This is a genomic window from Coleofasciculus sp. G3-WIS-01, from assembly GCF_040223135.1.
Taxonomy (GTDB): Bacteria; Cyanobacteriota; Cyanobacteriia; order Cyanobacteriales; family Coleofasciculaceae; genus Coleofasciculus.
Genome location: NZ_JAVJZI010000071.1, coordinates 36,751 through 59,695 on the forward strand (window position 1 = coordinate 36,751; position 22,945 = coordinate 59,695).

At 45.9% G+C, this 22,945-nt stretch carries 19 protein-coding genes and 2 pseudogenes; 14 read left to right on the forward strand and 7 right to left on the reverse strand.

Annotated elements, in window-relative coordinates:
- Positions 1-53 precede the first annotated feature (53 nt).
- The 3 genes from RIM23_RS07215 (at position 54) to RIM23_RS07225 (ending at position 4,770) form a co-directional block, all read left to right on the forward strand.
- Complete coding sequence (locus tag RIM23_RS07215; RefSeq protein WP_446365749.1) at positions 54-1,829, forward strand: asparagine synthetase B family protein; 1,776 nt, start codon at positions 54-56, stop codon at positions 1,827-1,829.
- Between the two features lie 306 nt (positions 1,830-2,135).
- Positions 2,136-3,311 (forward strand): diaminopimelate decarboxylase family protein, encoded by a 1,176-nt coding sequence (locus tag RIM23_RS07220; RefSeq protein ID WP_446365751.1) that lies wholly within the window; start codon positions 2,136-2,138, stop codon positions 3,309-3,311.
- A gap of 187 nt (positions 3,312-3,498) precedes the next feature.
- Positions 3,499-4,770 carry an MFS transporter permease gene (locus RIM23_RS07225; RefSeq protein WP_446365753.1) on the forward strand — a complete coding sequence of 424 codons (1,272 nt, stop codon included), beginning with the start codon at positions 3,499-3,501 and terminating at the stop codon, positions 4,768-4,770.
- Between the two features lie 211 nt (positions 4,771-4,981).
- Here the strand turns inward: RIM23_RS07225 and RIM23_RS07230 are convergent, their stop codons facing one another.
- Positions 4,982-6,700 carry an asparagine synthetase B family protein gene (locus RIM23_RS07230; RefSeq protein ID WP_446365797.1) on the reverse strand — a complete coding sequence of 573 codons (1,719 nt, stop codon included), beginning with the start codon at positions 6,698-6,700 and terminating at the stop codon, positions 4,982-4,984.
- A gap of 134 nt (positions 6,701-6,834) precedes the next feature.
- Between RIM23_RS07230 and RIM23_RS07235 the strand changes: the two genes are divergently transcribed.
- Positions 6,835-8,193 carry a TrpB-like pyridoxal phosphate-dependent enzyme gene (locus RIM23_RS07235; protein ID WP_446365755.1) on the forward strand — a complete coding sequence of 453 codons (1,359 nt, stop codon included), beginning with the start codon at positions 6,835-6,837 and terminating at the stop codon, positions 8,191-8,193.
- A gap of 10 nt (positions 8,194-8,203) precedes the next feature.
- On the opposite strand, the gene RIM23_RS07240 is transcribed toward RIM23_RS07235, so the two are convergent.
- Entirely contained in the window at positions 8,204-8,797 is a 594-nt protein-coding gene (locus tag RIM23_RS07240; RefSeq protein WP_446365757.1) for a hypothetical protein, read from the reverse strand.
- 83 nt (positions 8,798-8,880) lie between these two features.
- Complete coding sequence (locus RIM23_RS07245; RefSeq protein ID WP_446365799.1) at positions 8,881-10,746, reverse strand: cellulase family glycosylhydrolase; 1,866 nt, start codon at positions 10,744-10,746, stop codon at positions 8,881-8,883.
- A 779-nt stretch (positions 10,747-11,525) separates the two neighbouring features.
- On the opposite strand from RIM23_RS07245, the gene RIM23_RS07250 reads away from it, so the two are divergent.
- On the forward strand, positions 11,526-12,419 hold the full coding sequence (locus tag RIM23_RS07250; RefSeq protein WP_446365759.1) for a hypothetical protein: 894 nt from the start codon (positions 11,526-11,528) through the stop codon (positions 12,417-12,419).
- Between the two features lie 66 nt (positions 12,420-12,485).
- Here the strand turns inward: RIM23_RS07250 and RIM23_RS07255 are convergent, their stop codons facing one another.
- The 3 genes from RIM23_RS07255 to RIM23_RS07265 all read right to left on the reverse strand — a co-directional run bounded on the left by RIM23_RS07255 (position 12,486) and on the right by RIM23_RS07265 (position 13,937).
- Positions 12,486-12,659, reverse strand: coding sequence for a hypothetical protein (locus tag RIM23_RS07255; RefSeq protein ID WP_446365761.1), 174 nt, complete (start codon positions 12,657-12,659; stop codon positions 12,486-12,488).
- 90 nt (positions 12,660-12,749) lie between these two features.
- Positions 12,750-13,106, reverse strand: coding sequence for a hypothetical protein (locus tag RIM23_RS07260; RefSeq protein WP_446365763.1), 357 nt, complete (start codon positions 13,104-13,106; stop codon positions 12,750-12,752).
- 690 nt (positions 13,107-13,796) lie between these two features.
- Complete coding sequence (locus tag RIM23_RS07265; protein WP_446365765.1) at positions 13,797-13,937, reverse strand: hypothetical protein; 141 nt, start codon at positions 13,935-13,937, stop codon at positions 13,797-13,799.
- Between the two features lie 123 nt (positions 13,938-14,060).
- Between RIM23_RS07265 and RIM23_RS07270 the strand changes: the two genes are divergently transcribed.
- From RIM23_RS07270 to RIM23_RS07305, 8 genes and pseudogenes are all read left to right on the forward strand, one after another.
- Complete coding sequence (locus tag RIM23_RS07270) at positions 14,061-14,297, forward strand: helix-turn-helix domain-containing protein (RefSeq protein ID WP_446365767.1); 237 nt, start codon at positions 14,061-14,063, stop codon at positions 14,295-14,297.
- A 17-nt stretch (positions 14,298-14,314) separates the two neighbouring features.
- Positions 14,315-15,437: pseudogene (locus RIM23_RS07275) on the forward strand (RNA-guided endonuclease InsQ/TnpB family protein); the annotation flags it as partial.
- Between the two features lie 758 nt (positions 15,438-16,195).
- Positions 16,196-17,977, forward strand: a complete 1,782-nt coding sequence (gene ltrA, locus RIM23_RS07280) for a group II intron reverse transcriptase/maturase (RefSeq protein WP_446365769.1) — start codon at positions 16,196-16,198, stop codon at positions 17,975-17,977.
- 77 nt (positions 17,978-18,054) lie between these two features.
- Positions 18,055-18,327 (forward strand): annotated as a pseudogene (locus RIM23_RS07285) (hypothetical protein); the annotation flags it as partial.
- A complete protein-coding gene (locus RIM23_RS07290) occupies positions 18,327-20,354 on the forward strand; it encodes a M48 family metalloprotease (RefSeq protein WP_446365771.1) in 2,028 nt (675 codons plus the stop codon). The pseudogene RIM23_RS07285 and the gene RIM23_RS07290, both read left to right, overlap by 1 nt.
- A 100-nt stretch (positions 20,355-20,454) precedes the next feature.
- The gene (locus tag RIM23_RS07295) at positions 20,455-20,880 is read left to right on the forward strand and encodes a hypothetical protein (RefSeq protein WP_446365773.1); all 426 of its coding nucleotides are present in this window, start codon (positions 20,455-20,457) and stop codon (positions 20,878-20,880) included.
- Between the two features lie 262 nt (positions 20,881-21,142).
- The gene (locus RIM23_RS07300; RefSeq protein WP_446365775.1) at positions 21,143-21,394 is read left to right on the forward strand and encodes a UPF0175 family protein; all 252 of its coding nucleotides are present in this window, start codon (positions 21,143-21,145) and stop codon (positions 21,392-21,394) included.
- Positions 21,391-21,879, forward strand: a complete 489-nt coding sequence (locus tag RIM23_RS07305; RefSeq protein WP_446365777.1) for a DUF3368 domain-containing protein — start codon at positions 21,391-21,393, stop codon at positions 21,877-21,879. The genes RIM23_RS07300 and RIM23_RS07305 overlap by 4 nt, the downstream gene beginning before the upstream one ends.
- A gap of 54 nt (positions 21,880-21,933) precedes the next feature.
- Here the strand turns inward: RIM23_RS07305 and RIM23_RS07310 are convergent, their stop codons facing one another.
- Entirely contained in the window at positions 21,934-22,302 is a 369-nt protein-coding gene (locus RIM23_RS07310) for a pentapeptide repeat-containing protein (RefSeq protein WP_446365779.1), read from the reverse strand.
- A gap of 184 nt (positions 22,303-22,486) precedes the next feature.
- Here RIM23_RS07310 and RIM23_RS07315 point away from each other — a divergent pair, with 184 nt between their 5' ends.
- Positions 22,487-22,846: a DUF4342 domain-containing protein gene (locus tag RIM23_RS07315; RefSeq protein ID WP_446360896.1), complete on the forward strand. Its 360-nt coding sequence runs from the start codon at positions 22,487-22,489 to the stop codon at positions 22,844-22,846.
- Positions 22,847-22,945: the final 99 nt, after the last annotated feature.

A 22,945-nucleotide genomic window follows, 5' to 3' on the forward strand; every position in this document is an offset into this window, starting at 1 on the left:
GGAGTTGCTTTCCTTGTTGTAGAACTTGAGTTATTGGCAGATGTTGAGGCTTAGTGATTAGTCCCTATCAATTTATCGGCTATTGGGGTCTTAATTCACCCGAAAAACTCGAAGCGACGTTAACTAAGTTACTCGTCGCCGCGACAGGTTTGGAGATATCAACGCGGTTTAGAAATACTACCGATAAAGTCTCTGGAAATAGTCCTTTGAATTGGGGTGTTGGTTATATTGGCAATAATCCTGCTCCTTCCTTAGCCAATAAAGACGGTATCATCGCCGCGTTATCCGCCTCTGGTTTTAACGACTCAGCCGATGCTTGGGTGAAGGTAGAAAATAATCATCTAATTTTAGGACGTGAACCCTTTGGACGAATCCCTCTCTATTGGACAAAACAGGAAAAGGTTATCTGGTTTGCGTCTAAGTTACAGCTATTATTACCTCTGCTTAAAACACCAGAGGTGAATAATCATGGATTGTATGGCTATAGCTGTTTTTCTTATGTTCCCACACCGTTGACGCCAGTATCTACTATTTTTTCCGTAGCGGCTGGAACCCTAGAAACCTGGCAAATTACCTCTGAACACGACTTAACCCATAGCACTCACCGTTATTATCAATGGCAATCAGCTTCTGTACTGATTCACGATGAAGACGAAGCCATCTCTCAACTGCAAATCCTCTTAAAAAATGCCGTTCATCGACAACTGGAAAATTTGCCCAGTGAACCCGTTGGTGTTTTTCTGTCTGGCGGGTTAGATTCATCTACAATAGCGGCATTATTAGTGCAAGCGGGAGTAAAGGTTAAAGCCTATACCTTAGATTTTGGGTTAGCGGGTGTCTCAGAAGTACCCTATGCGGAACAGGTGGCTGACTATCTGCATATTCCCCTAGTTAAAGTTGATGCCACACCTCGTCGAATTAAGCAAGCGATTCAAGCGACAGCGACGGCGTTAGATTTGCCCTTTGGTGATGGGGTAACGGTTCCGTTATATTTATTGTGTCAAGCCGCGAGTCAAGAGACAAGCGTTATTTTTAATGGGGAAGGCGGCGACCAACTTTTTGCTGGATGGACAAATAAACCGCTAATTGCGGCTGGTGTTTATAATCAAGAACATCCGGGCGGAAATACAGAGTTTATCCAACAGTATTTACGAACCTTTCACCGTCTCTGGGGATATGAGGAGGGGGTATTTCAGAATCAGATAAACCAGGAGTTATCGATACCACCGGAACAATGGTTAGCAGAGGCTTTAGATTCCAAGTTTACCACGACTCTTTTAGATCGATTGCGTCGGGCGACGTTAATGTTAAAAGGCGCACAAAATATCCACCCACGGGCGACTAACTTAGCATTCTCTCATGGATTGTGGGTGCGATCGCCCTTTTGTGATATTCCGTTATCGGAGTGGACATTTCAGATACCGGGGGAGTTCTACCTGCGGGGCGCTTGTGAAAAATATATCCTCAAACGTGCGGTGGAATCTTGGTTACCGCCAGAGGTGGTGTGGCGGGAAAAACGGGGGATGGGAGTGCCTTTAACGGCGTGGTGTTTAAATGAGTTATGGTCTGAGGTAGGATATTGGTTAAATTCAGGTATTTTAGCAGCCGAAGGACGATGGCAACCGCAATTACCCCTGCAACTGATTAAAGGGGAATTTAGTGCTTATTTGCGAGGGCGACGAGTGGGTGAGATTCTCTGGTTACTGATGATGTGGCAAGTTTGGCGCAGGAGGGTATTAAATGAAACAGTATCTGGGTATTCTGGGTTACATCCCTTTTGGTTCCCGTCTCGATTTTGGCGATGGTATTGGAAATTACAGGATGAATGATGAATTGCCTATTACCTGTTCCCTTAGAAGTTCGTAGTAGGGGCTTTAGCCCCTAATGTCCTAATTTTCATTCTGGTTGTGAAAACCTAACCCCCCAGCCCGCTTAAGAGCGTAGCTTGCTTCCCCGAAGGGGTGGGAAGGGGGATAAGAGAACCTAAATGTTGAGGAATGTAGGGGCGCCTCGTCTTGCGCCCTCACATCAGAACGAACAAAGGGCGACCCGACAAAATTGATAGGAAAAGAGTTGTTAATTGATGTAAGTGGGTCGCCCCTACAAACACCGATATTACCAATGACAAATAACCCATGACAAATGACCAAGAATTACTGGATATCTACGGTTCACCCCTATATGTTTATCAAGGCGATCGCATACGGGATACAATTCGTTATATCTCTTACGCTGTCCCCTATCCGCGCACTCGGTTCCAGTTTGCGAGTGTGACGAATGGTAATATTGCGTTGCTGCAAATTTTCCAGCAAGAGGGGTGGGGGCTTCATGCAAACACCCCCGGAGATATCTATTTAGGCTTAAAGGCGGGATTCGCCCCGGATAACATTGTTTACAGTGGCAGTAATTTGAATTATCCAGAAATGGAGCAAGTTCTCCACTGGGGAATTACTACCTTAAATTTAGATAGTGTCTCCCAATTGGATTTATGCTGTCAAGTCTATCACACCCTCGATTCTAAATTACCTCGATTAAACTTAGGATTACGCTTAAATGTACCGGAATTAACCGGAGATAGCCGGATTGGAGTTCAACCCAAAGATTTCCCCGCAGCGCTGAAAATTACCCAATCGGCGGGATTAAAACTCAATGGTATCCATTTCTATCGCGGAACGGGGACAAATGCGACGAAAGCCTTTACTCAAGTGATTGATTCCTTATGGGAGATTGGTCAACAATTACCTGATTGGAACTATTTAGACTTTGGCGGTGGATTTGGCTATCCTTATCAGGGGAATGGCGTCGCCTTTGATTGGCAAGGATTTGGTCAGGCGATAACTCAGAAGCTAGAGACAGTAGGCAGAACTATAGACTTAATTATAGAACCTGGACGTGCCGCGATCGCAGGATGTGCTTCCTTGTTGGCAAAAGTCGTTTCTGTTAAGTGGCAAAATGGCAAACAAATTCTCGGCGTTGATACCACCGTAGCGAATTTATCGGTTCCTTCGGTACATGGTGGCTATCGAAAAATTGTCAGTTTCACTGATAAACAGCAAGAATATTATCCTACAGATGTGTGTGGCAATACAACCTATTCACGGGATTACTTGGGGCGCAATTGTCAACTCCCAGCGTTAAAGATTGGAGATGTTATCGCGATTCTGGATAGCGGTGCTTACGGATATGCGATGTCGTCTCATTTCTTACACCGTCCGCGTCCGGCTGAGGTTTTAGTTGAACAGGGAACTCACCGATTGATTAGAAAGCGGGAAGATTATAGTATTTTATTAAATAGTCAGGTATTTGCTTAATTTCACAGGTGCGTAGGGGCGAACTGACGTGCGCCTTTTACCTAATGTACACCTTAGTAAACCTCAAAATTATATTTTTTCAACGCAGAGGTACGCAGAGGTTGACGCAGAGGGACGCAGAGGGATGGAGAGTATGTGAGTGATTTTTTTAGCCAATAGAAATAATTAAAGATAAGAATCGCTGATCATGAAATGTATTCAATGTCAAACTGACAATAATCTCAAAGACCGCACCGCCAATCAAGGGCGATGTAAAAATTGTGGACATCCTTTTGTCTTTGAACCCACGACGATGGGTCAGCCAAAATTCACTGATCCATTTTTTGCTAAAGCTATCTTTGATTTATCAGTCAACGGGAGTCTATACTTTACCCCTCAACAATTATACTACCTCATCGACAAGCGACTTAAACGCAAAGTTAATCATCTTGCGCTGCAAATATTTGCCTTGATTTTGAGCGCAATCATCCCTTACATCGGGATTCCGCTATTGATTTTTTCTTGTTACAGAATAAGTAATTCTGCCAATACACCCCGAAGAACCCGTCGTCGCAATGCCAAATACTTACAAATTATTGGTGGATTTATTCTCGCCTATGGAATTTTATCCCTTTTTACCTCTACTGTATCTGAAAGTAGTGCTTTATTGATGTTTTTCCAATTCGCGATAACTATTATTGTCGGTATGTTATCGTTGTATTTAGGAATTCGTCAGTTGCGTCGCCAAAGCACATTAGTCCAAACCTTTTCGATGACACTGCATAAATTCCAAGGTTGGTTAGAACGTTGGCAACAAATTAATGGTACGGTTGGGCAACTATTACCTCCTCCAAATCAGGAACGTTTACCCACATCGGTTAATCCGGATATCACCGTCTATAGTTTTGACCGAGTTGTCATTTGTGATAGTGCTACTATTGCTCAACTGTTGATTGCTAATAATTTTCACTTTGAAAATAACTGCGCGGTGTTAAGTATTACGGGGTATCCTCAAGGCATTTTTTCAACGGTATTAGAGATGCTGCGACGCAATCCCGAATTAAAGGTTTACGCCCTTCACAATGCTAGTCCCCACGGTGTCACTTTGATTCATAACTTGCGAACGAGTTCTTATTGGTTTGCCGATAGTACCGTGACGATTTATGATTTAGGATTACTTCCCCGTCATGTCTTAAATAGTCGCAATCTTTTTATTGAATCTTCCCCAGAATCAGCCGAACAGGCGAGACAATTAGGGGTAGAGGTACGGCGAGAGTTATCGGCTGAGGAACTAGCATGGTTAGAATCCGGTAATTTTGTCGAGTTGGAATCATTTACACCGCAACGGCTATTACAGATAGTAACTCAAGGAATTAATCGGAGTCAAATTAGTACAGGGGGGAGAGATTCAGTATTTATAGACGTTGAAAGTGATAGTAGTAGTGATGTTTATTTGGTTTCCTCCGACAGTTTTGGTTAAAAAGTATAATCAAAGCTCCCACTTTAAAGGTAAATTTAGGGGACTCTCCAATATATTTAGGACTTGCTGAATAAATCTGGTGGTGGGGGTAAATTTTAGGTATTAGGTATTGGTTTTTGCCTCCTCAACCCTTAACTCCCTCTGCGCCCCTCTGCGTAAACCTCTGCGTCCTCTGCGTTAAAAAATATAATTTCGATGTCACCCATTTAAATCAACAATTAAGCCAATATTCCAAACTCACCAATAACCAAAGTTTCACCCCATAACGGTTCCAGTTATCCCCACGATACTCAATCCAATCGCGAATTACTGCCTGATTTAAATAAGGCGATATAGCACATTTTTTCGACAACAACAACGCCTTGGTTTGTCGTTGCCAATAGTGACGAAACCAAAACTGCACCGGCACCATCATCCCGCTTTTGGGACGCTGAATAATTGCCGCTGGTAAGATATCAGCAACGGCTTGCTTGAGGACGGCTTTCTCCTGATTTCCCGCCAGCTTATATTCCGGCGGAGTTTCCATTGCCATCTGCACAATTCGCTGGTCAAATAAGGGAGAACGCCCTTCTAATCCAGCAGCACGAGTCAGATTATTCACCTTGGTTAAAATATGATCCGCACCTTTAAATTTAATATTGAGTCCCATTAACCGATTCAGATACTGCGCCGATGAAAATAAGTCCGCCTCAAAGACAGATGGCGTGGTTTTAACCGAATCCCATATCTCTGGATTCAACAACTTCGGTAAATCAGCAGCGCATTTTTTAAAGGAGTTCAAATAAGCCGCAACTAAATTAGGGTTATTGTCCGGAGAACCGTATAACTGGTTAAGCAACATCGGCTGATTTTTCGGTCCACCAAAACAGGGATCTCCCCCTTCGCCATTGAGAATAATCTTAACCGCTTCTTTCGCTAGTTGGGCTAATAAATAATTGGGAACCGTTAACGGATCACCAATCGGATCATCCAACTGTGCCATAGTTATTGGTAATTGACCCCACATTTGTTCTGGAGTAATTTCTAAGATGTGGTGCTGCGTGTGGCAATGTTGGGCAACTAAATCGGAGAATTCTAATTCATTGGGACAATCTGCGCCAAAATGAATCGAGTAGGTATGAACTGGATGGGGATGAAATTTAGCCGTGAGTGCAGTGATGCAACTCGAATCCAATCCCCCCGATAAATAAACCCCCACAGGTTCAGTATTGGGTAAGTATTCCTGAACCACCTGATCGAGGCGCGATCGCAACTGTTGAGCGTGCCATGATAAACTGTGCTGAGGATGGGTAATTTGTTCTTGAGGTTGCCAGTAAGGTTCTGGCTGTCCATCGGGTAACTGTAACACCGTACCTGGGCGCAATTCCCGCACCTGTTGCCAAAGTGTGCGTTCTCCGGGGACAAATGCACAACCTAAATAATCCCGCAACGCAACTAAATCCAAGTCGGCTGAATGGTGGGGGCGCAGGGTTCTCAACCGAGGCGCAATCCAGCAAGAGGAACCCATAGTTGTATAATATAACGTCCTACCGCCGACGCGATCGCGCACCAACCACAACCTCTGACTCGGCTGATGCCAAATCGCTAGTCCAAATACCCCTTCCAGGTAATCTAAACAATCCTGTCCCCAACGTTCCCACAGTAGCGCCACCAATGATTGATCTGTTCCCCGCCAATCCCTAGGTGCAATTCCTAAGAGTTGCAACAATCTGACAGAATTACTTAACCAGATATCCCCAACTACCCCATAGTCTCCTTGAGGACTAAAAGCGGGTTGAATCAGACTTACCGCTAACTGGTTGGGAATCAAGAATGTACAATTTGGCGGTTCAGCGCGAAATTGCCCCCAGGCTAACAACCAAGCCGGGTGAACCGAGGGAATGGACTCGTCAACTTGTTGCTCATTTAATCCAGAAAATAGCCATCTCATAATATCCGATTTCATCCTTACTGTTCCCTGTTCCATTCCTCCCTCAATCCTAGTTTCACATCTTAAATGAAAATGCTATATAAGATAAATCTCAGCCATGACGATTTGCCTAAACCCTAATCTCACTAACTAATATGCAGATTAAATATACCCTGTCCGAAAGCCAAATGCCCAAAGCTTGGTACAACATCCAAGCGGATTTACCCAAACCCTTACCAGGAGTTCTCAATCCCGCCACCGGTCAACCGATTACGCCGACTGACTTGGAACCGCTTTTCCCTATGGCATTAATTCAACAAGAAGTCAGCACCGAACCGGAAATAGAAATTCCTGAGCCTGTACAATCAATTTATCGTCAATGGCGTCCCACTCCTCTTTATCGTGCCAGACGCTTAGAGAAACACCTGGATACACCTGCCAAAATCTACTATAAATATGAAGGCGTTAGTCCAGCCGGAAGTCATAAACCTAACACCGCCGTTGCTCAAGCCTACTACAACAAAGAGGCTGGAATCAAATGCCTAACTACAGAAACCGGGGCGGGACAATGGGGTTCAGCCTTAGCCTTTGCTGGGGCGCTGTTTGACTTAGAGGTTGTGGTTTATATGGTGAAAGTCAGCGCCGAACAAAAGCCCTATCGACGCGCTTTAATGGAAGCTTATGGTGCCAAAGTCATCCCCAGTCCCAGCAATGAAACCCAAGCTGGACGCTCGATTCTGGCAGATAATCCCCATAGTACAGGCAGTTTAGGGATTGCGATCGGTGAAGCGGTGGAGGTAGCGTTAGGGAATAAAAACACTAACTATGCCTTAGGTAGCGTTCTAAATCATGTTCTTTTACATCAAACGGTGATTGGGTTAGAGGCACAAACCCAATTAGAAATGGCAGGGGATTATCCGGATATTATTGTCGCTTGTACAGGTGGGGGGAGCAACTTTGCTGGAATTGCCTTTCCTTTTCTGGGTGACAAGTTACGGGGTAAGCAAGAAACGACTCGATTTGTCGCCGTAGAACCCACCGCTTGTCCAACCTTAACCAAAGGAAAATACGCCTATGATTTTGGCGATACGGCTCATCTAACCCCCTTGGTTAAAATGCACACATTAGGCAGTTCGTTTGTGCCGCCAGGGATTCACGCAGGTGGATTGCGCTATCACGGAATGAGTCCTCTAATCAGTCATTTAGTTGAATTAGGGTTAATTGAACCCCGCGCCTATCCCCAATTAAGTTGTTTTGCAGCGGGGGTCATGTTTGCCCGTGCTGAAGGGATTTTACCCGCACCGGAAGCCAACCACGCGGTTAAAGGGGCAATTGACGAAGCCTTACGCTGTAAGGAAGAAGGGATTAGCCGCACGATTTTATTTAATTTATGTGGTCACGGTCATTTTGACATGCAATCTTACCTTGATTATCACGCGGGACGATTATGTGATAGCGAGTATAGTGACCAGGAAATTGCCATGGCTTTAGCTGGTTTGCCGATTGTTTCATAGGATTTGTGGCTTATGAATTCTTAGTAGACCAACGCTCGGAAATTGTCCTGATTGCGGCAATCGCGATACAAGCGATACCTCCTAATTCCAATATCCAGTTCATTCTCAATCCCACCAGTTGCCAACCTAGCAAGGCATCAATATGATGAAATGATGAGGCGCGAATGACAATAAAACAAGAAAGAAACATTAGACCTAAAAGCGCTAATCGATAGGTTAGTCGTTCAGCATAGACGGCGCGTCCGATAACTGAGAGTAAAATTAACGCCGCAATCACGATTCCCCCAATGAATTGCACCTGAACCATGCGGCGCTGCTGATACCAACCCTGGGATATTGCTAATTCCTTGCCAACTGTAGTCAACCAAGACTGAAGATCGAGTTGCTTGTTAATACCCAGCAATACTAAAATAAGGGCGAAGAATCCCCATAGCCAAAGATTTCGATTCACTCGCTGTAGAAGGACGAGCCGATGAGGTAAGGCACAAATCAGGCACAATAACGCTGTGATGAAATACACCACAACTGTAAACCAGCCCATGAACGTAGGATCACCGATTCCGGGTTGCCAGTGACCATTAATAATAACCGCAAAGAGTTGCATTTTGTTGGGAAAAACATTCTAACGTACCCACATAGAGTAGGGACACGACATATCGTGTCCCTACTTCTTTTATTTATACCCTATTATCGACTCGACGCCACAAGTTGCTGAGGCTGGTAATCGGAACCCTGCTTATTGGCACAAAATCCCAAATCACGCTTTTGTCCCGGTTCAATCACCTGTCCCCAATCCATCGGCGTGACAATATAGTGCGATCCTTTCTGTTGAAAATTCCCATTCCAACTCTGATTAATCGCCGCCTGATTAAGGTTAAATTGCACTTGCCAGTCGCGCACTTTGTTATCCGTGGGATTGATTACCGCTAAACTCATGCAAAATCCCTCTTGCCAATCGGATTGTAGATTAGAGACGACTTTTAATTGGGGTGGAGTGGTGGGAATCCTAACGGCGGGGGAAAACTCAGAGTTAGGGCTAACCGCTACTGCTGAAAGTTGTCGCGGCTGATAATCCGAACCTCGCTTATCAGCGCAAAATCCCAACTCCTGGCTTTCTCCCGGTGCGATCGCGCGTCCCCAGTCTAAGGGTTTTCCGACATACTCTGAACCCTGGGCTTTAAAGTTCCCATTCCACGTCTGACTAATTGTCGCCTGATTCATCTGGAACTGCACTTGCCAATCCTTCACCGCCTGATCTGTGGGATTGCTTACCTCAATACTCAAACAAAACCCATCTTGCCAATCTGATCGCATCGTCGAAGTCACTTTTAATTCCGGTTGACGGGGACGAGGTTTTGGGGTGGGATTAATCCCTATGGACGGAGTGGGTTTAATATTAGGAATTAACGCGGTTGCGGGCTTATGGGTAAACCGAGTGGCAATTAGGACTCCTTGCAGTAAGTCTTGCTTCGGTTCCTCCACCGTCAACCAGTCATCTTTGAGCAGTCCTCCAGTATCATCACTATTGGGATTCCAACTCCAGTAGGCAAAACCCAGATTCTCTTTCTGCACAAAATTAACCAGCTTCCGTTGCCAAACGCCTTCCTTGGATTGGGAATCAACTTGTCGTCCGCCAAACTCACCGATAAAGATCGGCGCGATCCCTTTTCTAGCAATATAATTCCAGCCAATTTCCCAGCGACGGGTGAGATTTTGGGGAAAACTCGGTTCAGAAAACCAGGGTTGATCAAAGACACCAGCACCGTATTCATGGGGGGAATACACCACTTTGTTGGGACGGGACAATCGCACTGGGAATCGTTCCACGCCCTCTAAATTGGCGCCCATCCAATGAATAGCCAGTTTTTGACCAGGAACGTTATTTTCCACCCCTTCGACAACAATTAACCAATCCGGGTTTATCTCCAGAATCGCATTCCCAGCGCGTTCCGCCGCCAGTCGCCAATCGGTTTCCAAATCCCCAGTTCCCCAACTGGCGCGACCATGGGGTTCGTTTTTCAGGTCAGCCCCAATCACGTTTAATTGATTTTTGTAGCGTCTGGCTAACAGTTTCCAGGTGTCGATCCAGTCTTCCTCTGTGAAGCCATCACCGTACCACAATTCGGGAATCCGTTCGTCGTTGAGTCGGTGCGAGTCCAACAGAATCATTAACCCTTGGCGATCGGCTTCCTGGATAATCATATCCATCACCTCTAGGGGCGATTTTCCTTCCAGTTCGGCATTGGCACCGATACTGTAGTCAATACCCGTCACGTCTTCTGATCTGAGGGATTTTACGGCATAAGGAAGTCGGATCATGTTGTATCCTAATCCTTTTATCTGAGCCAACATATCTTTGTAGTCCCGTTTCCACAAACCGTGGGGGGCGTGCATTTCGGTTTCAATACCAAACCAGTTCACGCCTCGCAGCAGGACAAGTTGACCCGTCGCATCCACGATTTTCGCACCCTGGGTCGAAAGGGGGAAGGTAACGGTAATTACTGGATTGTTCGTCGCCGCCACAGGTAAATCAGCCGACCAATCTACGCCCATCACCAGTGACAAGAGGAAGGCTAAGGCGAAACAAATACCTCGGCGCAAGCCCCGGGATTTTCCCATCCGGTATCTGTTGGTCTGAGTCTGTTGGTCTTGGACAAATGGGGAAACACCCCCAGGCTTGTCTCTACACCGATCTGGGTGGCGTGGAAATGATGTCAAGAGATTCCACATCCTGTGTAGAAACAGGGATAGGGTGTGGCTAATGGATAAAAGCGGGTCTCGGAAGAATTTAAACATAGTGCTGTGGACATCCGAATCAGAAACGGTGATGATTTCAACCTCGGCTTGGCAATTCCTGTAAGTTGCGGTGGACTTTTATTCCGATCGACTCCTCAAACCGATCACTTTCCTGTCTAGTAAACATTCTAGATAAAGTCTAGGGGTTACAGCCAACTGGCTTAGGGTTAAGAACTCAGCCAAAAATTGTGAGAACAGGGTAGAGCTTGGTAGTTTTTGGTTAAGACTGTTGATTAACCTGTCAAGTTTGACCAAAAGTCCCTCTCTTATGTTCCCTCGTATGAGTAATATTTTCTCTCTTAGAACTTTAATTGTAAAGCTATTATGAATATGTAAAGTCTTTGTAAAAATACGGATTAATTCCTGGATTCTTAATCAGAAGTTCATAAAAATATATGGACATTTTTTGATACAAAGATTAATCTAAAACTAGCACTCATTGACGTGCTTCTGCCAATCGGAATTTCTCTAGCCAAATCTTAATAGTAATCAGCAGTAGGACGACTACTGTAAATTGTCACTAGGAACTATATATTATGACGGGTTCTCCACTACAACGATTCGTGATTATACCAGCGGTTATTTCGGCAGCAGTCTTTGGTGTGTTGACCTTGCCCTTAGCTATCTTTGGGGATCAGCCAGTAACCATTCAACTTCAAGATGAACCGATATTTCATGGGCAGCTCAGAGATCCCGATGTGGCAATGCCTTACCTAGGTTTAGCGGCTGTACTCGCCTTAACTGCAGGAACGTCTAGCATCGCCGTAACAGGTTGGCGTCAGTCTGCCCGTAAATCGGCGGCGGCACAAGCCCAACTCTCCAGTTTGGAGCAAAATTTGAAAGAACGAGACCAATTGTTAGAATCTCTCAAAGCTGAAGAATCTCGATTAACCGCCTCTGGCTTAGCTTCCTTTTTGGATGAAGAACTCCAAAGCGAACTCCAGGCGTCTTCAGAACACAAGCAGACTCAATCCGAATCAGAACCACCACCCCAACAGAGTCAACCGGAACCCGCCTTGTCATTACCCCAAGTGACTAAACCGAAACCTGTACCGACTCCCCAGCCAGAATTCAAACCAGAACCTGCACCGTCATCCCCTCCCTTTGTGATTAGTACCTCACTGGTGACGGCACCTTCTGGGAGTTCTGCTCAAGCCACAGTACAATCCGCCGCCGCCAAGTTTGCTTCAGCCCAAACCTACATGGCTTATGCGTCCAAAAAAGCCATGAGCGAACCGCAGAATGTGACCCCTGCGCTTACTCCCTCGGACTTAGAAAAACTTCAAAGTCAATTTAAACAGATTAAGGAGCAAATGGAATTTCTGCACAAGGCAATAGAAGCCCAGCAGGATAAAGCACCCGATGCCTCAGGGACACACCCAACACAACTCCGTGTGATTAAACATTGGTCTGTGGAAAAAATTTCTTAGCCTTTATTACCCCCTGCAAGAGGCGATTGAAATCGCTGCTACACAAACAAAGTCCGCCTGCGCGGACTAGTGCAAGAAGGCAGAAATAACTGAACAGCTAACATCTCCCTCTGCTCCCCCTGCTCCCCCTGCTCCCTCTGCTCCCCCTGCTCCCCCTGCTCCCTCTGCTCCCTCTGCTCCCCCTGCTCCCCCTGCTCCCCCTACTTCATCGTATCTACGAAGCTGCTCAAGTATTTCCATGCCTGCGCGGACTAGGTTAGAACGAGGGTAGCATTCCCCGGATTTGGTATAACCCCTTCGCTTCGCTCAAGGGCAGGCTTTGGGCTAGGTTTAACCTTGAAGCTGGTTGGAGAGCATAGAAATAATTTGATCCACTTTCCGGCGATTTTGTTCGCCAATCCATAACGGCAGAACTTGAGTCTCTGCTAATTGTAAGACCAGGGACATAATTTCGCTGTTCGATGCTTCTCCATGGAGAAGTAAGACTAACATGGCTTGGTGTTCGTCTGCCATGCGTTTCGCTTGCGGCAAAATCTCTAGGGACTTAGCCCAGTGGACAGGGAACATCAGGTGAGGCGGTTGATTAGCTCCAATGTCAACGAGGGTTGCCTCTAAAATGGCACAAGTCCCGTCCTCTTTTTCATACCAAGGGCGATTATTTTGGGGAGAAGCTGCTTGTGATTGCATAAGATTGCCCATTGATTGTCTGAATTATTTTTTTCCTATTTAATCAAATTTTTATAAAGATTGTCGAGCTGATCTCAAAAAATACCGTGGAATTACAAACAGGATAATTTCCGAAGAAATAAAATTAAGTAAATTCCACGAGTTTGATTGGTTAATCCATGGATTTCCTTAAAAATTTATTTGATTAAATATTAGGGCGAGTCGCTGGACTACTGTAGATGGGGCAATCGATTAGGGAGGTTAACTCGCCCTTAAGCAGATCAAGCGCGATCGCACTCTTCGTGGGCACATCCCAAACTTCAGTGGAACCAAGGATCTAAAGCGAGAGTCAGATAGAAGGTTAACCCCTCATTCAGCCAGAAAAAAGATCCTCCGTCGCAGGAAACTCCGTGTCTTTAGACCGGAGAGGAATGCGCGGTAGCGACTTTAGTCGCCTACCCCCTTTAAGTGTGGTGAGGGTCATTGATGTATCTCTGAATGGCTTCGGTGCTGACAAAAACAACCCCCATTATAAAGGAATAATGGGGGATTTTTCACCAATCAAAAAACTGCTATTGTTTCGACGCTTTCACGACCTCAATAGCAGCATCCTCTAGGAAAGATACAACGTGTCTCAATTCTGGCTGGTCGTAGAGCCAACTACTCAGAACTTGAGCAGGGCAGGACTGACCCACCCTGAGAGCTAATCAACTAGCGGCGGCTCCAAGCCTGGACAATGGCGGCTTGGGCTTGGGCGTGAGTGTTGTAGTGTTTCTTGTCGTTGCAGCAGAAGGGTTCAGCAATCCACTTTCCATCGACCGGGGAGCGAAAGAATGTTCCCAGGAGTTCCAAGCCCCGCCAGACGCGGTAGACGGGCGCCTTCTCTATGCCTTAAAGATAACACGATAATAGTATCGCGGCAACAGCTAATTACGATATTGACATCGTAGTACCATGTGATGGTAGTATAAAGACATGAAAGTGATCAGCAAGCTGCCAACGTTAATGAAACAGAAAAGCTTAAATCAAAAAACTTTAGCGGCTCAAACGGGATTAAGCCCCACGACCGTAGGTAAGTTGTGTCGAAACCACTTTGATCGGATCGACAACCACACAGTCAAGACGCTCTGCAAATATTTTGGACTCAGGAGTATTAGTGAACTAATAGAGATTGAGTGGGAGAAAGACGATGTTGAGGGAGTAAAAGTGTAAGAGAGCGTAGTTCGGCAATGCCTAAGAAAAAGAAACCTAGAGGGGTACAGCAAATGCTGCTGCATCCCGACAAAGAGACAAAAGCGGTTCTGGAGTATCTCTGCGAACAGTCAGGAAAACTCTATAACATGGGCGTGTACTTTGCTCGTCAAACGTTTTTCAAGACAAATAAACTCCTGACTGGAAAGTTTGATTTGATTTACGAACCCAGTATAGGAAAGAGTCAGATTGCCCAGTCCCTACCTTCAACACCCGCACAGCAAACCCTATTAAGTGTCGCTGAAGCGTTCAGGTCTTACAAAGGGTTGCGTCAAGCTTGGTTTAAAGGGCAATTACCAAATAAGCCTAAGCCACCCAGTTATCTAAAAGGGTCAAGGCTGTTCAAGGTAGCTTATCCCAATTCAGGAGGACAGAAGCCTAAGCTAGTTGATGGTCAACTTCAGTTTTCACGCTTGTTTAACCGTTAGGCGTTGGTTCGGAATTGATAGCTTCAGGCTACCTGCTCCAAGCAACCTTGATATTGCTAAGGTCAAGGAATGGACTATTTTGCCTAAAAATGGTGTTTTTTACCTGGAGGCTTCCTACGAAATTCCCAAACAGGAGACATTCGTGGGGATTGACGACCAAGCATTAGCAATTGATTTAGGTACAGCCGACAATCTAGCTGCTTGTGTTGATACTCGGGGCAACTCTTTTCTAATTGATGCCCGTGCCATGAAAGCATTTAATCAATACTGGAATAAGCAGGTTTCGACCAGGAAAGAAGGAAAACCACAGGGGTACTGGGATACCTTTCTTGACCGAGTGACCCGTAAACGCAATCACCGGATGAGGGATGGCATTAACAAGGCAGCTCGGTTGATTATCAATCACTGCTTAAAATATGGCATAAGTACGATTGTTCTAGGATGGAATGAGGGGTTCAAAGATAATGCCAATATGGGTAGACTGAACAACCAAAAATTTGTTCAAATGCCATTGGGTAAACTAAAAGACCGATTGCAGCAATTGTGTGAAGTTTATGGCATTCACTTAGAAGTCACCGAAGAGGCATATACCAGTAAAGCTAGTTATCTTGATGGAGACTCCCTACCTAAGTTTGGTGAAAAACCAGACGGGTGGAAAGCATGTGCGATTCGTTCTGGAGAAACCTAGAAATAGGGGGGATTCCAGGCTTTAGTAGAGTAACCCAATAGGGTAGAGTTCGCACTTTAATCCTCTACTAATTGACAACTTACTATCCATATAGGTGAAGAAACCTAGTCGAGCAACAGCTAAGACAACTAGGGGAGGAAGGGAAAAATGGTCACACTGACATCATAACCCAATCCAGAAAACACTAAATCCTATCGCCCTGGTGTGGGGTTGAAAGCACACAGACTACCAGACATCTGGTAGCCCCTACAGAAGAGACTGACTATCAAATCTGTAAAGCGGGGGTGAAAGCAGTAATAGGTGGTAATAGCTGAAAGCACCTACTGCAAGCAAGAGTTCATTGGGTAGAACAAACGAAGTGTCATCCGAACCACCGTAACCACTCCGCCAAGGGAAATAAGCTTGTAGGTTCACACCTACCTCTTGGGTCGGAAACATCCGACAAGGGTAAAAGACTATCAGGATTATGCTACCGAGATAGCACACCTCTTAAAACCCCGGTGGAGAGACACGCCCTAAAGACTCTATCAATGGATAGTAGGAACGAAGCAACCCATCCATTGCTCCTTATCGAGGTCGATTGATAAGGTAGGTAGTCAAGCCAGATGCAATGGATAGGTGGGATGGTTCAAGAAGCAAAAGCCCAACCCGAAACAACGGGTAATGCCTGAAAAGGGATGGCGTAATTGCCGGGATACGCAGACGTGAACCGCAATGTGTGAAAGCTAGAGTCATGAGTAGTGATGAACAAGCCTAATTCTGATTCACTAAATACAGAGGGATGGAAGTCTATCAATTGGCGAACAGCCGAACGATACGTCTTCAAGTTACAAAAGCGAATCTATGCTGCTTCACGTCGCGGCGATGTCAAGCGAGTTCGTAAACTCCAAAAGACGTTGATGAGGTCTTGGTATAACAGGGTCTTATCGGTACGACGGGTTACACAAGATAATACTGGCAAGAAAACGGCAGGAGTGGATGGTGTAAAATCTCTGTCCCCAACAGCACGATTTGAGCTAGTAGGTCAACTCAAACTAACGGGAAAATCCCGCCCTACTCGCAGGGTATGGATACCAAAACCCGGAAGAGATGAAAAACGACCACTAGGAATACCCACAATGTACGACCGAGCCTTACAAGCGGTAATCAAAAATGCCCTTGAGCCAGAATGGGAGGCAATATTCGAGCCAAACTCCTATGGCTTTAGACCAGGAAGGTCATGCCACGATGCGGTAAAACAAATTAAGAATTGTATTCAGAGTAAAGCTAAATTCGTATTAGACGCGGATATAGCCAAATGCTTTGACCGCATCAACCATGAGAAACTGCTTCAAAAGTTGAAAATCAAAGGTAAGGTCAGGCAACAAATAAAAGCTTGGCTGAAATCTGGTGTAATAGACCAAGGAGCATTTACTGCTACATCTGAGGGAACACCACAGGGCGGGGTCATTTCCCCACTACTGGCAAATATCGCCCTCCACGGATTGGAAGAACGGATTAAAAAGGAATTTCCCGAAATGAGTCATACCATGAGGGAAACTTGGTTTCACAAAAAAGGAACCAAGTTTAAAACACCCAATTTAATTCGGTACGCCGACGATTTCGTTGTCCTACACGAGGATAAGTCTGTTGTCCAAAGATGCCGGGAAATAATCTCGGAATGGTTAAGTGGTATTGGTCTGGAGTTAAAACCCGAAAAGACGAGGCTAACTCATACACTCCATCCAGAGTTAAGTGAGGATGGTAAAGCTGGATTTGACTTTCTAGGTCACAACATCCGGCAATACCCTGCTGGTAAATACCGGAGTAACATAAACGCTCAAGGTAGGATATTGGGATTTAACACACTCATCACCCCATCAAAGAAGGCGAGTAAGGCACATCAGGAACAGGTCGGAAGAATCATCAAAAAGCATAGGTCTTCATCCCAAGCGGCTCTGATTAAAGACCTTAACCCTGTAATAAGGGGATGGACTTCTTACTTCTCAAACTCTGACGCACAAACAGTTGGAGAATTAGCCAAACAAGACCACCTAACATACCTGAAACTTCGTAGATGGGCAAAACGTCGTTGTGGAAACATCAACGATGGTCATGCCAAATACTGGATAACCATAAATGGCAATAACTGGGTATTCGCAACCAGGATAGGGGAAGCGAACCCCCTGCGGTTACTTTTACATAAGGAATTTAGCAGCAGTAGCACCACTTTTGTAAAAGTTAAAGGCGATAAAAGTCCATTCGATGACGACCTAGTTTACTGGAGTTCAAGATTAGGAAAACACCCCGAAATGCCTAATCGAAAGGCTAAGTTGCTCAAGCAACAAAAGGGTAAATGTCCTTGGTGCGAACTACGCTTCCAAGAATGGGACGTGATAGAAGTAGACCACAAAATCCCTAGAGCGCTAGGCGGCAAGGATGAGTGGAAAAACCTACAACTGTTACATCGGCATTGCCACGATGAAAAGACTGCCCTAGATGGTAGTCTGAAGTCCTGTAGTGACAAAAGGAAACACATTGAGTAGCCGTGTGCGGTGAAAATCGCAAGCACGGTTTCGGATGGGAGGGGAGAAGTAGTAATATTTCTCCTCGACCCTACCCAGGAAGACGAGTAAAGCGTGGCTTGTACCGTAGTGGAAATGGCACAATTGTAAATGCTGATTTAAACGGCAGTGCTAATATTTTAAGAAAAGTAGCCAGAAAGTTAGGTATTGACCTAAACCGACTGGGTAGACGGTGTTTGACGACCGTAGCGAGAGTTAGATTATGGCAACTTCCACAGCCTGCTCTGTCAGCAGAATCCCCGCCTATGCAAGAGCGGGGAGCGTCAAGGCTACAATCAAACCCTAACGAGCAATCCCTGGAGATCGGCTGATGAAACTGCTCTGGAACTCCCTCCTACTCTCCTTAGGCATCCTACTGCCAACTTCGACCTCTATCGTTTTAGCCGAGTCTGCGAAAACTCCTGAATCCATTCGTTCTACTCAAAATCTAACCGTTTTAGATTCCCACAGTGAGCCAAGGGTTCAGACGCCAGATCCCCTCGATCACCAGATGTTGATCGGATCGCCTGAACAAGTCGCGGTTGAACACCAATTACCCGCAAACACGGCTGAAACTATTGTCATTCCAGACAGTCCCCCAGCCGCTTCCGCTTCAGTGATCGTCGCTGAGGATTCCTCGGAAACGCCAGAAACTATCGTCATCCCAGATGCTTTGCCGCGTTCAACTCCTTCAGCCCCTGAAGAGGAAACACCACCAGAGTTAAATACTCAATCCCCCTCATCTACAGTTGAAGACTCTACCGAAGTAGAGACAATAGAAACCCCAGAAACCGTCAGCGATGACTCGGCTGATGTAGAAGAAGACACAGAAACCACGGCGGAAGACTCTACCGAAGTAGAGACGACACCAACCTCACAAACCCCCAGCGACGACTCGGCTGATGCAGAAGAAGACACAGAAACCGCAGCCGAAATTCCAGAACTGACACCCGAACAACGGGAACGTCAACAGAAGCTGATTGAAGCCGATAGCCTCTACATGAGCGGTCAATTTACCGCCGCCCAACAGCTTTATCAGGAAGCGAAAGCCTCTTTTGAAACGGAAGCAGCCCCAGACAAACCCACCGCTATTTATCAACCCAGCGAACTCTCACCGGCGGGTGCGGTGTACTGGCGTCAGTCGGAGGAAGGGTTAGAACAGCAGCTAGAAACCAAAATTCTTATCCCCCTCCAGTTTTTAGTCGAACAGCAACCAGAATTTATTCCGGCTCATCTACGCTATGCTCAAGTCCTCCAGGAGTATAACCGTCAAGATGAGGCGATTCAGATATTGGAGCGGGCGACAACCTTATATCCAAATGAGCCGGATTTAATTAAAGCTAAAGTTATCGCCCTAGCCAATACCAAACGCTGGTTAGAAGCTTCTCTAGCCGCCCGTCAGTTTGCCATGTTTAACTTCAATCATCCCCAAGCGGAGGAGTTTGAGGTGCTAGCGGACGAGAATTTAGAACGGTATCGATCGCGCCTGCGGAGTGAACTGAGGGGAAACGCGATCGCGAATGTGGTTACGGGGGCGTTGGGTTATATTTTTACCGGAAATCTCTTTGGTCCGATTTCGGCAATTGAAACCACCACATTAATGCTGCGCGGTGAATCAGCCGTGGGTGAAAGCTTCGCCGGAAGGGTACAAAAGCAACTCCCCATGGTTGAGGATGAACAGGTGCTGGAGTATGTACGGGAAATTGGCAACAAACTCGCGATCGTTGCTGGGCGGGATGAGTTTGAGTATGAGTTTTATGTGGTCATGGATGACCAACTAAATGCTTTTGCTTTACCAGGTGGGAAGGTATTTGTCAATGCTGGCGCGATTTTGAAAACGGAATCTGAGGCGGAGTTGGCGGGGTTATTGGCTCATGAACTGGCTCATGCGGTATTATCCCATGGCTTTCAGTTGGTGACGGAGGGGAATCTGATTGCCAATGTTACCCAATATATTCCCTTTGGTCGCACCGCCGCGAATTTAATTGTTCTCGACTATAGCCGGGACATGGAACGTCAAGCCGATGCGTTGGGGACAAAGATTTTAGTCGCTAGTGGTTATGCGGCGGATGGACTGCATAATCTAATGATTACGTTAAATGAACAAGACCGCGATCGCCCCTTATTTGCATGGCTCTCCACTCACCCGAATACAGAGGAACGGATTAGCAATATTGAAACCCTGATTGAGCGCAATGGCTACAACCGTTATACCTACGAAGGCGTAGCCCGACATTTGGAAATTCAAGAGCGAGTGGCGCAATTGCTTAAGGAATACGAAGCGCAAAAAGAGTGCGAGGACAATGATGATGACGAGTGCGAACAGAAGGAGGAAACACATCAAGAGTCGCACAAATAAAGCTTTGCCACCATCCTAATGCCCACAGATATGATAACCCTGACAAATATTATCCAGTGTGTCTATAATTGGGGTTATATACTTTCCTGGTTAGAAAACAATGAAAGTCAGATATGTATTAACCAGAGGACTAGGGCTGGTTGGGCTGATTTGGCTCCAATTAATATCGGGAGAACCAGCCTTCAGCCAGACTGCGGCTAGTGTGGGTGTGAGTTGTTCTGGCGGTGGCGATCAATGTGTCCCTTTAGGAGATTTTAGTGATTTTAGTGGTAGCGTAATGGGTGGCGGGATAAGCTGTGCCAATGGTTCATGCGAATCCAGCGGGTTTTCGTTTTCCTGTACAAATGGTGAATGCAATAATCCACTTGACGAGGAAAACTTTATCAGAGATAAATTTGAATATTCTCCCCCAATGATCGATCCAGTGCCAACCTTTGATCCACCAAGTTTTATCTCTCCATTGGCTCCAGATCAAATCGAAGCAGAAGGGGAAAATTTTAGCATCGAGAACTGGTTAATGAAATAAAGAGGCTCTATTGACAAGCTGCTAGCTCGCATTCTCAAAAAGTGCGTTGTCAAATGAGCGAACGGTGATATAGGAGTCTGTGGTTAGCGGACAATATCAGCTAACTTAAACTGAAGTTCCCCATGTGCGGATGTACTACACTCAGCGTCAAGCCTTATCCCGTAGTATGCAAGAGCGCTCACTACCATCAAAAATCCTACACAAGGCGGAGTAAACGTCCCCGGTTTGACTCTAAATAAACCTATAGCGCTAGGGAATTACTATGCAAATTACCCTCGATCTCCCCGACAGTCTCACCAAAACCGACACCTTCAACCAGAGCGACTGGCTGCGGGAAATTGCGATCGCTCTGTTTAAGCAAGAACGCATCACCCTCAGCCGCGCCAGCAAAATTGCCGGAATCGATCTGATGGAGTTCCAAAAACTCATCGCCGATCGCGGCATCTGCGTCCACTATGATGTTGAAGACTTTGAGCAAGACGTGCAACACCTGCGCGATCGGGGCTGGCTATGATCGTTGTCAGCGACACTTCCCCCCTCTGTAATCTAGCCTTGGTCAATCATCTCTGGTTGCTAGAAACCCTCTACCAAACCGTCATCATTCCTACCCTCGTTGCCGAAGAACTTGCGGCTGCCAATAATCCCGCTATTCCTGCCATTCTCCAGCTTGATTGGATTCAAACCCGATCTTCCACCGATGCCACAATCGCCCATCAACTTCAGCGTGATCGGGGACTTGATGCCGGAGAAGCCAACGCCATAGCCCTAGCGCTTGAACTCAAAGCCGATGACCTACTTATTGATGAACGCCTAGGACGACGGGAAGCCCGTCAGCTTGGACTTTCTATCATTGGGATTCTGGGCATTCTGGTCACAGCCAAACAAAGAAACCTCATCCCCCAAGTTCAACCCCTCATGGATGCCTTGATCCATCAAGCTGGTTTTCGCGTCAGTCCCCAGTTGTATCAACGAGTCTTAAACCTCGCTAACGAATCCTAAAACCTACATTCCGCAGATTTTGACTCAGATGTCTTGGAGTGAGTGAATATAATATCAATCACACCCTTGCTCAGAGGTTTCACCATCTGGCATAATCACACCGCAAAGGTTAGCCCGTCTAAGGTTTGCATCAGTCAGATTGGTTAATCTTAAATAAGTCCCTCTCAAATCAGCCCCTTTGAGATTCGCATCGGTCAAATCTGCCCGTCTCAAATCGGCTTGTGTGAGATCCGCCCCTCTCAAATCCGCATCTCTCAAGTCAGTATCTCTGAGATCAGCGAATTTCAAGTTTGCATCTCTCAAATTCGCCCCTTCCAAGTCACATCGGCGACAGGCTCCAGTTTCCAATAACTGGCGAACCTGATCCGCATTTTCTGCCCGAATGGGAGTCACTAATCCTAATCCAGTCAGAAAAAAAATCATTATCAAAATTTTTGGGTACATATTTTCTTTCCTTGTCAAGTATCTCTAGAGGCATTGTGCCAAAATATATGGTATAGATTTCTTTATATTGTCCCGAATCATCGAATCAATTCAATCCAACTGGTTAACTCTCCAGCAACTGAGTTCGCTACCCTGAAAGGTAGTAACATACAAGAGCTTAAGGATGAACGAACCAATTCGCACAGAAGAAAGCTTCGAGGAGATTAACGCTAAAACTGTTCCTCTAGAAAATGAGTTACAGTCTATTGAACCTGAGATTGATACCACTACCCAAGTCAATGTCGAAGAATTCACCATTAGTGGCGATGACTTAGTGGGCAAAGTGAGGGAACTGATCCATCAGGGTAACATTCGCCGGATTATCGTCAAGAACGAAGAGGAGCAAATCTTAATCGAAATTCCCCTAACCGTTGGCGTTGTGGGTGGAGTCGTTGGTGTGACGTTGTTTCCCGTCATAGCCGCTGTCGGCGCGATTGGGGCGCTCGTTGCTCGTTTGAAACTTGTTATTGAACGACGAGAGTAGGCAATCCGCGTCGCGTTAAGGCTGGTGGGCATTGCCCACCCTACGGTATATCAAGGTTTCGGCGATCCCAAAAGGCAAATTTTCACTGCCAATCGTTTT

Coding starts and splice junctions, on each gene's coding strand:
- RIM23_RS07220 (WP_446365751.1), top strand. CDS start 2,136: ATGACAAATGACCAAGAATTACTGGATATCTACGGTTCACCCCTATAT.
- RIM23_RS07225 (WP_446365753.1), top strand. CDS start 3,499: ATGAAATGTATTCAATGTCAAACTGACAATAATCTCAAAGACCGCACC.
- RIM23_RS07230 (WP_446365797.1), bottom strand. CDS start 6,700: ATGAGATGGCTATTTTCTGGATTAAATGAGCAACAAGTTGACGAGTCC.
- RIM23_RS07235 (WP_446365755.1), top strand. CDS start 6,835: ATGCAGATTAAATATACCCTGTCCGAAAGCCAAATGCCCAAAGCTTGG.
- RIM23_RS07240 (WP_446365757.1), bottom strand. CDS start 8,797: ATGCAACTCTTTGCGGTTATTATTAATGGTCACTGGCAACCCGGAATC.
- RIM23_RS07245 (WP_446365799.1), bottom strand. CDS start 10,746: ATGGGCGTAGATTGGTCGGCTGATTTACCTGTGGCGGCGACGAACAAT.
- RIM23_RS07250 (WP_446365759.1), top strand. CDS start 11,526: ATGACGGGTTCTCCACTACAACGATTCGTGATTATACCAGCGGTTATT.
- RIM23_RS07255 (WP_446365761.1), bottom strand. CDS start 12,659: ATGGAAATACTTGAGCAGCTTCGTAGATACGATGAAGTAGGGGGAGCA.
- RIM23_RS07260 (WP_446365763.1), bottom strand. CDS start 13,106: ATGCAATCACAAGCAGCTTCTCCCCAAAATAATCGCCCTTGGTATGAA.
- RIM23_RS07270 (WP_446365767.1), top strand. CDS start 14,061: ATGAAAGTGATCAGCAAGCTGCCAACGTTAATGAAACAGAAAAGCTTA.
- ltrA (WP_446365769.1), top strand. CDS start 16,196: ATGAACAAGCCTAATTCTGATTCACTAAATACAGAGGGATGGAAGTCT.
- RIM23_RS07290 (WP_446365771.1), top strand. CDS start 18,327: ATGAAACTGCTCTGGAACTCCCTCCTACTCTCCTTAGGCATCCTACTG.
- RIM23_RS07295 (WP_446365773.1), top strand. CDS start 20,455: ATGAAAGTCAGATATGTATTAACCAGAGGACTAGGGCTGGTTGGGCTG.
- RIM23_RS07300 (WP_446365775.1), top strand. CDS start 21,143: ATGCAAATTACCCTCGATCTCCCCGACAGTCTCACCAAAACCGACACC.
- RIM23_RS07305 (WP_446365777.1), top strand. CDS start 21,391: ATGATCGTTGTCAGCGACACTTCCCCCCTCTGTAATCTAGCCTTGGTC.
- RIM23_RS07310 (WP_446365779.1), bottom strand. CDS start 22,302: ATGATTTTTTTTCTGACTGGATTAGGATTAGTGACTCCCATTCGGGCA.
- RIM23_RS07315 (WP_446360896.1), top strand. CDS start 22,487: ATGAACGAACCAATTCGCACAGAAGAAAGCTTCGAGGAGATTAACGCT.